Source organism: Microbacterium sp. NPDC060117 (genome assembly GCF_042729315.1).
GTDB lineage: Bacteria > Actinomycetota > Actinomycetes > Actinomycetales > Microbacteriaceae > Microbacterium.
The window spans coordinates 441187-453434 of sequence record NZ_JBHWXR010000002.1; the positions used below are offsets into that span (position 1 = coordinate 441187).

11 protein-coding genes and 1 tRNA gene are annotated in these 12248 nt (G+C 69.0%); 4 read left to right on the top strand and 8 right to left on the bottom strand.

Annotation, left to right across the window (positions count from 1 at the left end; translation table 11 throughout):
* The first annotated feature begins 23 nt into the window (after nt 1-23).
* From ACFWCK_RS08280 to ACFWCK_RS08290, 3 genes are read left to right on the top strand one after another with little or no spacing between them, the layout of a single operon-like run.
* Nucleotides 24-884, top strand: coding sequence for an ABC transporter substrate-binding protein (locus tag ACFWCK_RS08280; RefSeq protein WP_233309478.1), 861 nt, complete (start codon nt 24-26; stop codon nt 882-884).
* Nucleotides 881-1747 (top strand): amino acid ABC transporter permease, encoded by an 867-nt coding sequence (locus ACFWCK_RS08285; RefSeq protein ID WP_233309479.1) that lies wholly within the window; start codon nt 881-883, stop codon nt 1745-1747. Before ACFWCK_RS08280 ends, ACFWCK_RS08285 begins: the two co-directional genes overlap by 4 nt.
* Nucleotides 1744-2481: an amino acid ABC transporter ATP-binding protein gene (locus tag ACFWCK_RS08290; protein ID WP_378805412.1), complete on the top strand. Its 738-nt coding sequence runs from the start codon at nt 1744-1746 to the stop codon at nt 2479-2481. Before ACFWCK_RS08285 ends, ACFWCK_RS08290 begins: the two co-directional genes overlap by 4 nt.
* A gap of 44 nt (nt 2482-2525) precedes the next feature.
* Here the strand turns inward: ACFWCK_RS08290 and ACFWCK_RS08295 are convergent, their stop codons facing one another.
* The 4 genes from ACFWCK_RS08295 to polA all read right to left on the bottom strand — a co-directional run bounded on the left by ACFWCK_RS08295 (nt 2526) and on the right by polA (nt 8908).
* On the bottom strand, nt 2526-3293 hold the full coding sequence (locus tag ACFWCK_RS08295) for an SGNH/GDSL hydrolase family protein (protein WP_233309481.1): 768 nt from the start codon (nt 3291-3293) through the stop codon (nt 2526-2528).
* A 65-nt stretch (nt 3294-3358) separates the two neighbouring features.
* Nucleotides 3359-4393, bottom strand: a complete 1035-nt coding sequence (locus tag ACFWCK_RS08300; protein WP_378805413.1) for an LLM class flavin-dependent oxidoreductase — start codon at nt 4391-4393, stop codon at nt 3359-3361.
* 83 nt (nt 4394-4476) lie between these two features.
* Nucleotides 4477-6162: a DUF885 domain-containing protein gene (locus ACFWCK_RS08305; protein WP_378805415.1), complete on the bottom strand. Its 1686-nt coding sequence runs from the start codon at nt 6160-6162 to the stop codon at nt 4477-4479.
* A 94-nt stretch (nt 6163-6256) separates the two neighbouring features.
* Nucleotides 6257-8908 (bottom strand): DNA polymerase I, encoded by a 2652-nt coding sequence (polA, locus tag ACFWCK_RS08310; RefSeq protein WP_378805416.1) that lies wholly within the window; start codon nt 8906-8908, stop codon nt 6257-6259.
* Between the two features lie 118 nt (nt 8909-9026).
* On the opposite strand from polA, the gene ACFWCK_RS08315 reads away from it, so the two are divergent.
* On the top strand, nt 9027-9401 hold the full coding sequence (locus ACFWCK_RS08315; protein ID WP_378805963.1) for a hotdog fold thioesterase: 375 nt from the start codon (nt 9027-9029) through the stop codon (nt 9399-9401).
* 4 nt (nt 9402-9405) lie between these two features.
* Here ACFWCK_RS08315 and ACFWCK_RS08320 read toward each other — a convergent pair whose 3' ends face one another.
* From ACFWCK_RS08320 to pyk, 4 genes are all read right to left on the bottom strand, one after another.
* On the bottom strand, nt 9406-9957 hold the full coding sequence (locus ACFWCK_RS08320; RefSeq protein ID WP_378805418.1) for a GNAT family N-acetyltransferase: 552 nt from the start codon (nt 9955-9957) through the stop codon (nt 9406-9408).
* Between the two features lie 3 nt (nt 9958-9960).
* The gene (locus ACFWCK_RS08325) at nt 9961-10578 is read right to left on the bottom strand and encodes an ANTAR domain-containing response regulator (protein WP_045252013.1); all 618 of its coding nucleotides are present in this window, start codon (nt 10576-10578) and stop codon (nt 9961-9963) included.
* A gap of 43 nt (nt 10579-10621) precedes the next feature.
* Nucleotides 10622-10707, bottom strand: a tRNA-Leu gene (locus tag ACFWCK_RS08330).
* Between the two features lie 74 nt (nt 10708-10781).
* Complete coding sequence (pyk, locus tag ACFWCK_RS08335; RefSeq protein ID WP_378805420.1) at nt 10782-12227, bottom strand: pyruvate kinase; 1446 nt, start codon at nt 12225-12227, stop codon at nt 10782-10784.
* Nucleotides 12228-12248 lie beyond the last annotated feature (21 nt).

Here is a 12248-nt window from a genome sequence, read left to right on the forward strand (position 1 = left end):
GCACCCGCATCTCAGGAGTCCCCGTGTCCCTCGCACCCGCTCTTCGCCGCGTCGCGCTCGTCTCGACGCTCGCAGCCGCCGCGCTCTCCCTTGCCGCCTGCAGCGGCTCTGCCGCGTCCGCGCCGTCGGCCGACGCCGACGCCACCGGGGCTGCCCTGCAGACCGTCACCGCAGGCAAGCTGACGATCGCCACCGGTGACCCCGACTACGAGCCGTGGTTCGTCGACAACGACCCTGCGAACGGCAAGGGCTTCGAGGGCGCCGTCGCCCACGCCGTGGCCGCCGAGCTGGGCTTCTCCGACAAGCAGATCGTCTGGACGCGCACCGGCTTCGACGCCGCGATCGCCCCCGGCCCCAAGGACTGGGATCTCAACATCCAGCAGTTCTCGATCTCCGACGACCGCAAGAAGGCTGTCGACTTCTCCTCGTCCTACTACACGACCACGCAGGCCGTGGTCGCTGCGAAGGGCACGCCCGCCGCCACGGCCACCAGCATCGCCGACCTCAAGAAGGCCAAGGTCGGCGTCGCCACGGGCACGACGAGCTACACCGTCGCGAAGTCGCAGCTCGGCACCGGCGATCTCAGCGTCTTCAACTCGGTCGACGACGTCGTCCAGGCGCTCAAGGGGGGCCAGATCGACGCGATGATCACCGATCTGCCCGGCGCGTTCTACGTGACCGGCGCGCAGCTCGAGAACGCCAGCGTGATCGGTCAGTTCGCCGACGACAAGGGCGGCGACCAGTTCGCCTTCGTGCTTCCGAAGAACTCCGCGCTCACCCCGGCCGTCACGAAGGCCGTCGACGCACTGCAGAAGAAGGGCACGATCGCCGAGCTGCAGAAGAAGTGGCTCAGCGAGGCCGTGAACGTCCCCGTCCTGAAGTGACCGCTCCCCTCGTCGACGCGGCGTGGCAGCCGAGCCCCCTCGAGCTGTCCCGCCGCGCACAGCGCCGCCGGGCGACCACGCGCTCCGTCCTGATCGCGCTGCTGAGCAGCCTCGTGCTGGCCGCTGTGCTCATCGTGCTCATCGCGAACACTCCGGGCTGGAAGGTCGTCCGCGAGACCTTCTTCGATCCGAAGGTGGCGCTCGCGAGCGTCGGGCCGATCTTCCAGGGGCTGCTGCTCAACATCCTCGTGCTCGTGATCGCCGCCGTCTGCGTGGCGCTGCTCGGCACGCTTCTCGCCGTGCTGCGGTCGCTGCGGGGCCCTGTGTTCTTCCCGCTGCGGCTGCTTGCGGCGGCCTACACCGACTTCTTCCGCGGCGTGCCCCTGCTGATCGTGCTCTATCTGGTGGGCTTCGGGATCCCCGCGCTCATGATCTTCCCGCGGATGCCCGCGATGTTCTGGGGAACGATCGCCCTCGTGATCAGCTACTCGGCATACGTGGCCGAAGTGCTCCGCGCGGGGATGGAGGCCGTGCACCCGTCTCAGCGGGTGGCGGCCCGGTCGCTGGGTCTCACGCACGGGCAGACCCTGCGCATCGTCGTGATTCCGCAGGGCGTGCGCAAGGTCGTGCCCGCACTCATGAACGACTTCGTGTCGATGCAGAAGGATGTCGGCCTCATCTCGGTCCTCGGCGCCATCGACGCGGTCCGTGCCGCGCAGCTGCAGGTCGCCGAGACGTTCAACTTCACGCCGTACATCGTCGCCGGACTCTTCTTCGTGATCCTGAGCTGGCCGATGATCCGGCTCACGGACGTCGTCACGGCGCGTCTCAACAAGCGCGAGCAGGCCGGAGGCATCGTATGACCGCTCCTGTGATCGAAGCGCTCGGAGTGCGCAAGCGCTTCGGCGACCACGACGTGCTGCGCGGCATCGACCTCGCGGTCGACGCGCACGAGGTCGTCGTCCTCATCGGCGCGTCCGGATCCGGAAAGTCCACGCTCCTCCGCACGATGAACCTCATCGAGCGCGTCGATGACGGGCAGATCCTGCTCTCGGGAACCGACATCACGGATCCGCGGATCGATGCGGACGCGATTCGCGCACGGATCGGGGTCGTGTTCCAGCACTTCAACCTGTTCCCGCACCTCACCGTGCTCGACAACGTCACTCTCGCAGCCCGGCGCGTGCACCGCATGCCGAAGGCGGAGGCGAGCCGGCGCGGCAGGGAACTGCTGACGGCGCTCGGCCTCGGAGACAAGGCCGACGCCTACCCCGATCGGCTCTCCGGTGGACAGCAGCAGCGCGTCGCGATCGTGCGGGCGATCCTCACGGATCCCGAGCTGCTGCTCCTCGACGAGATCACGAGTGCCCTCGACCCGCAGCTCGTCGGCGAGGTGCTCGATCTCGTCCGGGAGCTCAAGGGGCGCGGCACCACGATCCTCATGGCCACGCACGAGATGTCCTTCGCGCGCGACGTCGCCGATCGGGTCGTCTTCCTCAAGGACGGCGTGCTCGTGGAGCATGGACCGCCCCAGCAGATCTTCGACGCGCCGCAGCACGCGGCGACGGCGGAGTTCCTCGCCCGCGTCTCGCGCTGACGACGCCGCGCGGGTTCGAGCGCGCCGACCCGGGGGCGGTGCGCTCAGCGCTCCGAAGAGGGGCGGATCTCGGTCCAGTCGGCGAACTTGGGCAGACGTCCGTCGCCGGAGGACCGGCGCGTCACCCGGCGACGGATCCATGGCCCCACGTGCCGTCGGTAGTACGCGGCGGTGCTCAACGGCTCCTCCTCCGGAACGTCCTGCGCATGCCACCACTCCCCCGGAGCGTCGACGCCGACGGCATCCAAGACCCGGGCGGCGACGCGATGATGTCCGTTCGCGTTCATGTGGAGCCGGTCCTCCGCCCAGTACTCCGGCCCGCTCAGCTCGCGGTCCGGCCAGTTCAGCGCCTGGAGCACATCCGGTCGATCCTGGATCCTGCGCAGCACCGCGGCGGACAGCTCGTCGCCGCGACGCTGGATGAGCGAGGTCAGCGGCAGCTGCGCCGACGGGTTGGCGCCGGACAGCACGATGAGGGTGGCTCCGGCCTCGTCGCAACGCCGGAGCACGCGTGTGAACGCGTCGGCGATGTGCTCGATGTCGGCTCTCGGGCGCAGCATGTCGTTGCCGCCCGCGTTGAAAGAGAGGTGCGTCGGCTTCAAGGCGAGGGCCGGTTCGAGCTGCTCCTCGACGACCGGCCAGGCGAGGCGCCCACGGATCGCGAGGTTGGCGTACGCGATCGGCTCTCCGATCGCGTCGGCCCACCCGAGCGCCGCGAGATCGGCCCATCCCCGGACGGTGCCGTCAGGAAGCTCATCACCGACGCCCTCGCTGAAGGAGTCTCCGATGGCGACGAATCGAACAGCGCTCATCCATCCAGCCTACGACGACGGGGTCGGTCGGACGCGCGTCCGACCGACCCCGTCACCGTGCGACGTCAGTCGTCCGCGAGCAGTTTCCGCACGCGCGGGATCACCTCGGTGCCGTAGAGCTCGATGCTGCGCATGAGGGCCTGGTGCGGGGTCGTGCCGGTGGCGTACTTGAGGTCGAATCGGCCGAGACCGAGGGTGCGTACGGTGTCGGCGATCTTGGCGGCGACCCGCTCCGGGGAGCCGGCGTAGACGGCGCCCTCCGGGCCCACCTCGTTCTGGAACTGGGCACGGCTGTAGCCCGTACCCCAGCCCCGTTCGGCGCCGATCGTGTTGCGCATGGTCTCGAACCCCGGGTAGGCGGTGGACCAGGCCTCGTCGTCGGTGTCGGCGATGTGTCCCGGCGAGTGCACGGCCACGGGCAGCGCCGGGTTGCCGAATGCATCGACCGAGCGGTGGTACAGGTCGACGAAGGGACGGAAACGAGCCGCCGGTCCTCCGATGATCGCGAGCATGAGCCCGAGGCCGTGGCGTGCGACCCGCACAACCGACTCGGGAGATCCCCCGACGCCCACCCAGGTGCGCATGCCCTTGGCCGTCTTCGGGAAGACGTCCGCGTTCTCGAGCGGCGGGCGGACCGTGCCCTGCCAGTTCACGGGCTGCTCCTTGAGCAGCTCGACGAACAGCTCGAGCTTCTCCTCGAAGAGCCGGTCGTAGTCGCGCAGATCGAAGCCGAACAGTGGGAACGACTCGGTGAAGGATCCTCGGCCCAGCACCACTTCGGCGCGGCCGTCGGAGAGCGCGTCGAGCGTCGCGAAGCGCTCGTAGACGCGCACGGGGTCGTCCGAGCTCAGCACCGTGACGGCCGTGCCCAGACGGAGCCGCTCCGTGCGCGAGGCGATCGCCGCCAGCACCATCTCCGGGCTCGACACCGCGAAGTCCCGACGGTGATGCTCCCCCACGCCGAAGAAGTCGACGCCGACCTGATCGGCCAGAGCCGCCTGCTCCACGATGTTGCGGATGGTCTGCGCGCCGCTGAGGGTGTTCCCCTCCTCGTCGACCGTGATGTCGCCGAACGTGTCCAGTCCGAATTCGATCTCCATGCCGAGCTCCTTTCTATTCACTTGAATAAAGGAGGAAGGGGCCGCGGGCATTCCCGCGACCCCTTCCTCACGCTGCAGACCGTTCAGCCGACCTGGAACACACTGCGCAGCGTGTCGAGCCCGACCCCGCCCATGTCGAGGGCCCGCTTGTGGAACGCCTTGATGTCGAAGGCGTCGCCCTCGCGCTCCTTGACCGCGTCGCGCACCTGCTCCCAGATGCGCTGGCCGACCTTGTAGGACGGCGCCTGCCCCGGCCAGCCGAGGTAGCGGTTCACCTCGAACTGGCGGAACTCGTCGGACATGTTCACGTTGCGGCGCATCATGTCGAGCGCGTAGTCGTGGTCCCAGACGCCCTCGCCATCCAGGCGCGGCTTGCCGAGGTGCACGCCGATGTCGAGCACCACGCGCAGCGCGCGCATGCGCTGCCCGTCCAGCATGCCGAGCCGGTCGGCGGGGTCGTCGAGATAGCCGAGCTGCTCCATGAGGCGCTCGGCGTAGAGCGCCCAGCCCTCCGCGTGACCGGAGGTACCGGCGAGCACGCGACGCCAGGTGTTCAGCTCCGCCCGGTTGTACGTGGCCTGGGCGATCTGCAGGTGGTGCCCGGGAACGCCCTCGTGGTACACGGTCGTCAGCTCGCGCCAGGTGTCGAACTCCGTCACGCCCTCCGGCACCGACCACCACATGCGCCCGGGGCGGGAGAAGTCATCGGTCGGGCCGGTGTAGTAGATCCCGCCCTCCTGCGTCGGTGCGATCATGCACTCGAGTTCGCGGATCTGCTCCGGGATGTCGAAGTGCGAGGCGCCGAGCTCGGCGATCGCCCGGTCGCTGGTCTCCTGCATCCAGCGCTGCAAGGCGTCGGTGCCGACGAGCTTGCGCGCGGAGTCGGCCTCCAGGTGGGCGACGGCCTCCTCGACGGTGGATCCGGGGAGGATCTCATTCGCGATCGCGGTCTGCTCGGCCACCATGCGGGCGAGCTCTTCGCGACCCCACTCGTAGGTCTCGTCGATGTCGATCGTCGCGCCGAGGAAGCGGCGAGAGGCCAGGGCGTACAGCTCGCGCCCCACTGCGTCCTGCTCCCCGGCGACGGGTGCGAGCTCGGCGCTGAGGAACGTGCGCAGGCCGTCATAGGCGACGCGGGCGGCCGCGGACCGATCGGCGAGGTCGCGGGCGAGGCTTGCGGGCAGCTGCCCTTCGTCGGTCGAGGCGTCGGCGACGAACGCGGCGAAGAAGCCGTCGTCCGCGGTGTACCGCGCGATCTGCGTGGCGACTTCGACGACCTGACGCCGGGCGGGCACGACGCCCTTCGCGATGCCTTCACGAAGCGTCTCCACATACCCGTCCAGTGCGGCCGGGATCGCGCCGAGGCGCTCGGCGATGACGCTCCAGTCATCGGCGGTCGCGGTGGGCATGAGGTCGAAGGCCTGGCGGACGTCCTGGGCGGCGGAGGCGATGACGTTCAGGTCGCGCAAGTGCCACTGGGCGTCGTGCTGCTCGATCGAGAGACGAAGCTCGGCGGAGAGATCCGTCTTGGTGACCCGGTCGATCTCGTCGACGGGCTCCTGCGCGTCGAGCTCGGCCAGAACCCGGCGCGTCTCGGCGATCGCATGCTCGTGCCCTGCCGGGCTGAAGTCGTCGAGGCGTCCGTTGACCTCGTTGCGGCCGATGTAGGTGCCGAGGATGGGCGAGAGCTCGGTCAGGGTGTCGACCCAGCCCTCCGCGATCTGATCGATGGTGGACGGCCTGCGCGTCGTGGGCTGCTCTGCGGTCATCCCTTGAGCCTATCCACGGAACGGGCTCCGCTCCACGGAACGACGCGGCCTGAGGGCCCGCGTCGTGGAGAGGCTCCCGTTCCGCGGCGTTGCGTCAGTGCGCGGCTTCGTTCCAGTCGCCGCCACGACCGACCTGCACGTCCAGAGGCACGGAGAGGTCCGCCGCGCCGCCCATGCGCTCGCGCACGATGCGCTCGGTGGCGTCCCATTCGCCGGGCGCCACCTCGACGACGAGTTCGTCGTGGATCTGCAGCAGCACCCGCGAGGCGAGGCCGGCCTCGAGCAGGTCGGCGTGGATGCGGAACAGCGCGACCTTCATGATGTCTGCCGCACTGCCCTGGATCGGAGCATTGAGCGCGGCGCGCTCGGCGTTCTCACGGAGCACACGGTTCGGGCTGACGAGATCGGGGAACGGTCGCCGTCGCCCGAAGATCGTCTCGGTGTAACCGACCTCCTTCGCGGCCAGCACCGAGGCGCGCAGGTAGTCGCGGACGGCACCGAAGCGGGCGAAGTACTCCATCATGAGCTGCTTCGCCTCGGACTGCTCGATGCGCAGCTGCTTGGACAGGCCGAAGGCGCTGAGGCCGTACACCAGACCGTAGGACATGGCCTTGACCTTCGTGCGCATGGCCGGCGTGACCTCGGCGGGATCCACGCCGAACACGCGCGCACCCACGAAACGGTGCAGGTCCTCGCCCGAGTTGAACGCCTCGATGAGGCCCTCGTCGCCGGACAGGTGCGCCATGATGCGCATCTCGATCTGGGAGTAGTCCGCGGTCAGGAGCGTCTCGTAGCCCTCGCCGACCTGGAACGCGCTGCGGATCCGCCGTGACTCCTCGGTGCGCACCGGGATGTTCTGCAGGTTGGGGTCGGTGCTGCTGAGGCGCCCGGTCTGGCTGCCGGTCTGCACGTAGGTCGTGTGGATGCGGTGATCATCGCGGACCGCCCCGCCTTTGCCGATCGCGCTGTCGAGCGACTCGATGATCTGCCGGAGCTTCGTGGCCTCGCGGTGCTGCAGCAGCAGGTCGAGGAACGGATGCGGGTTGCTCTCCTGCAGATCGGCGAGCACGGCGGCGTCGGTCGAGTATCCGGTCTTGGTCTTGCGCGTCTTCGGCAGCTCCAGCTGCTCGAACAGCACCTCCTGCAGCTGCTTGGGCGAGCCGAGATTCACCTCGCGGTCGATGATCGCGAAGGACTCCTCGGCGATGCGGGCCGCGCGATCCCCCAGCTCCTGCGAGAAGCCGGAGAGGATCTCGTGCGAGACCGCGACGCCCGCGAGCTCCATGTCGGCGAGCGTGATGAGGGTCGGCAGTTCGATCTCGCGGAGCACTCGGTCGACGCTCTCCGGCACGTCCGCGCGGAGGGCGGTGGCGACGCGCGCGGTGAACCAGGCGAGCTGTGCGGGTGAGGCCCCCTCGGTCTCCGGCACCAGCTGGCTCGGATCCGCCTCGGGCAGCTTCTCGCCCAGGTAGCGGTCGACGAGGTCGGCGAGCGTCTTGTCGGGGTAGCTGGGGCGCAGCAGCCAGCCAGCGAGGTTCGTGTCGTAGGACAGCCCGCCCACGCGCACGCCTGCGGTGTGCAGCGCCTTCACCTGCGGCTTCGCGTCGTGGAAGACCTTCGCCGCATCGGAGGAGAGCCAATCGGCGAGGGCGTCCTGCACCTGCGACGACCAGGAGAGCTCCACGAGATCATCGCCGTGCGCGAGCCCGACCCGCTGCGGCAGGCCGGCGGACGTGGTCACCGTGACCGCGACCTCGCCGGTGGCCGTGGCGAGCCACCCGGCGACGCCCTCGGCGGAGAGCTCGGCGGCACCCGGCACGGCGACGCCGGCAACGGCCTCCTCCGCGGGCGCATCCTCACCGACCGCCTCGAAGACGCGGGGCAGCAGGGTGCGGAACTCCAGACGCGCGAAGATGTCGCGCACGGCCTGCGCGTCGATCGGACGCGTCTCGAGATCGGCGGGCCCGACGGGGAGCTCGACGTCCTGAAGCAGACGGTTCAACCGGCGGTTGCGGCGCACGTCCTCGATGTGCTCGCGCAGGTTGCCGCCCACCACGCCCTTGATCTCGCCCGAGCGCTCGAGCAGCTCATCGAGCGACCCGAACTGCGTGAGCCACTTGACGGCGGTCTTCTCGCCGACCTTGGGCACGCCGGGCAGGTTGTCGCTCGTCTCGCCCACGAGCGCGGCGATGTCCGGGTACTGCTCGGGTCGCACGCCGTAGCGCTCCTGCACGGCGATCGGGTCGTAGCGCTTGAGCTGCGACACGCCCTGCACGTTGGGATAGAGCAGCGTGACCTCGTCGCTCACGAGCTGAATGGTGTCGCGATCGCCCGAGACGACGAGGACGTCGAAGCCCTGGGCCGATCCCTGCGCGGCGAGCGTCGCGAGGATGTCGTCGGCCTCGATGCCCTCCTTCGTGAGCACCGGGATCGACATCGCCGCGAGGCAGTCCTGGAGCAGCGGGATCTGCCCGCGGAACTCCGACGGCGTCTCCGAGCGGGTCGCCTTGTACTCCGGGTACTCGTCGGTGCGGAACGAGTGCCTCGACGTGTCGAAGGCGATCGCCATGTGCGTGGGACGCTCCGCCTTGATGAGGTTCACCAGCATCGACAGGAAGCCGTAGATGGCGTTCGTGTGCTGGTTGTCCTTGGTGGTGAAGTTCTCCACCGGAAGGGCGAAGAACGCCCGGTATGCGAGCGAATGGCCGTCGACGACCATGAGGGTAGGCTTTGCGGAGTCCGTCACGACTTCAGCCTAACGACCCCTGCGGACATCGAAATCGAGGAGGATCCGCGTGAGCGATCAGGCCGAGGCGAGCACCACTCGGACGAGCACCGGACTGGACTGGGCCACGGAGCGGGGCATGGGCGCGCTGGCCGAGAAGATGGGCCTGAGCTGGGTCGAGTTCTCGGTGGACCGGTGCGTCGCCACGATGCCCGTCGAGGGCAACACGCAGCCCGTCGGGCTCATGCACGGCGGCGCCTACGTGGTGCTCGGCGAATCCCTGGGATCGATGGCCGCGAACCTGCACGCCGGCCCCGGGCGACTCGCCGTGGGCGTCGACATCAACGCCACGCACACCCGTTCGGCCACCAGCGGCATGGTCACGGGCGTCTGCACACCGGTGCACCTGGGCCGCAGCATCACCGTGCACGAGATCGTCGTGAGCGACGATCAGGGCCGGCGCTGCTCCACGATCCGGATCACGAACATGATCAAGGACCTTCCCGGCGCCTGATCGCTCAGGGTCGGCGGTCCGGAGCATCCTCCAGGATCCGCTGGAACAGCAGGTGGTCCTGCCACTCCCCTGCGATGCGCAGGTAGCGGGGTGCACGGCCGATCTCGGTGAACCCGGTCGCCCGCAGCACGCGCTGCGAGGCCTCGTTGTGCACGAGCGTGGCCGCCTGCACCCGGTGCAGTCCGAGGTCGTCGCGGGCGAGCGCGCAGACCGCGGAGACCGCGCCGCGCATGACGCCGCGGCCCGTCAGATCCTTGTCGACCCAATAACCCAGGTGCGCGCTCCAGAACGCGCCGCGCACGATGTCGCTGAGGTTCACCCGTCCCACGATGCGACGGCGACCGTCTTCGAGCACATAGGCGGCGCTGCGCCCGTCGGCCACGCCGCGCAGGGATTCTCGGACGAACTCTTCCTGGCGCGCCGCGCTGAAGAACTCTTCCGAACGGAGCGGCTCCCACCGGGCGAGATGCTCGCGGTTGCGGGTGTACGCCGCGGCGAGTTGCGCGCCGTCGCCGTCGAGAAGCGGGCGGAGCAGGATCCCGTGCCCGAGATCCACGCTCTATTTCTTGGGGGCGAGCTGCTCGATGATGGCCTTCGCCACGTCCTGCATGGTCAGGCGACGGTCCATCGACGCCTTCTGGATCCAGCGGAACGCCTCGGGCTCGCTGAGGCCCATCTTCTCGTTCAGCAGGCCCTTCGCCCGGTCGACGAGCTTGCGGGTCTCGAAGCGCTCGACCATGTCGGCGACCTCGGCCTCGAGCGTGATGATCTGCTCGTGGCGGGCCAGGGCGATCTCGATCGCCGGGAGGAGGTCGTTCGGCGTGAACGGCTTGACGACGTAGGCCAGGGCGCCCGCCTCGCTCGCGCGCTCGACGAGCTCCTTCTGGCTGAACGCGGTGAGCAGCACGACCGGGGCGATGTTGCCCTTGTGCAGCTTCTCCGCGGCGCTGATGCCGTCAAGCTGCGGCATCTTCACATCCATGATGACCAGGTCGGGGCGCAGCTCCGTGGCCAGCTGGACCGCGGTCTCTCCGTCTCCGGCCTCGCCGACGACGTCGAAGCCGTTGTCGCGGAGGATCTCGACGATGTCGAGGCGGATCAGCGACTCGTCCTCGGCGACGACCACGCGTCGCGGAGCGGACGAGGCGGGCTGCTCAGGCTGCTGCTCTTCAGTCACGGATCCATCCTACTGGACGGGAGTTTCGGTTCTTGTGAACCCCTGGTGCCGGCGGTGGGACTCGAACCCACACACCCTTTCGGATAGAGCATTTTGAGTGCTCCGCGTCTGCCATTCCGCCACGCCGGCCCGGATCGACTGTAGCGCACCCGCGGATGCGCCGAGGGCCGGTCCCCGTGGGAACCGGCCCTCGTGTAATGCGGCTACTTGACCTGGTAGGCCGGCGCCGCGCCGTGAACGGTGTCTCCGACGCGATGGATGCGCAGGTCGTTCGTCGAACCGACGATCCCGGGAGGGGATCCGGAGATGACCACGACCTTGTCGCCCACTTCGGCCAGGCCGGATCCGAGCAGGTGCTCGTCCACCTGGTGGAACATCATGTCGGTGTGCGGCACGAAGTTCACTAGGCTCGTGCGCACGCCCCACGTGACGGCCAGGCGACGTCGGATCGCCGGGTCCGGCGTGTACGCGAGCATCGGGATGCGCGAGCGGAGCCGGGACAGGCGGCGGGCCGAGTCGCCCGACTGCGTGAAGACGCACAGGAACTTGGCCTCGACGAACTCGGCGACCTCGAGGGCGGCGAGCGTGATGGCCCCGCCCTGCGTGCGCGGCTTCGTCGTCAGCGGATGGATCCGCTCGAGGCCGTGGTCCTCGGTGGACTCGATGATGCGCGCCATGGTCTCCACGACGATGATGGGGTACTCCCCCACGCTCGTCTCACCGGAGAGCATGACCGCGTCGGCGCCGTCGAGGACGGCGTTGGCGACGTCGGAGGTCTCGGCGCGCGTCGGAACCGGGCTGGAGATCATCGACTCGAGCATCTGCGTCGCGACGATGACCGGCTTCGCCATGCGACGAGCGAGCTCGACGGCCTGCTTCTGCACGATCGGCACGGCCTCCAGGGGCAGCTCGACCCCGAGGTCGCCGCGGGCGACCATGATGCCGTCGAACGCGTCGACGATGCTCTCGAGGTTGTCGACGGCCTGCGGCTTCTCGATCTTCGCGATGACCGGGATCTTCACGCCCTCTTCGGCCATGATCTCGTGCACGCGAGTGACGTCGGTCGCATCGCGGACGAACGACAGCGCGATGAGGTCGGCGCCGATGCGCAGACCCCAGCGCAGGTCGTCCTCGTCCTTCTCGCTCAGCGCGGGAACGCTGACGGCCACGCCGGGCAGGTTGATGCCCTTGTTGTTGGACACGGCGCCGGCGACCACGACGCGCGTGGTGACGACGGTCCCGTCGGTCTCCACGACCTCGACGCGGACCTTGCCGTCGTCGATGAGGAGGAAGTCGCCGGGCTTGACGTCCTGCGGGAGGCCCTTGAAGGTGGTGCCGCAGATCTCCTTGTTGCCGAGGACGTCCTCGGTCGTGATCTTGAAGATGTCGCCGACCGCGAGCTCGTAGGGGCCGGCCTCGAACTTGCCGAGACGGATCTTCGGACCCTGCAGGTCGACGAGGACGGCGACCGCCCGACCGGAGTCCTCCGCAGCGCGGCGCACGTTGGCGTAGTTGTTCTCGTGCACGGAGTAGTCCCCGTGGCTGAGGTTCAGTCGGGCGACGTCGACGCCCGCATCGATGAGGGCCCGCACCGTCTCATACGTCGAGGTTGCGGGGCCGAGTGTGGCCACGATCTTGGCACGTCTCAATGCGTTCTCCGATAAGTGTCA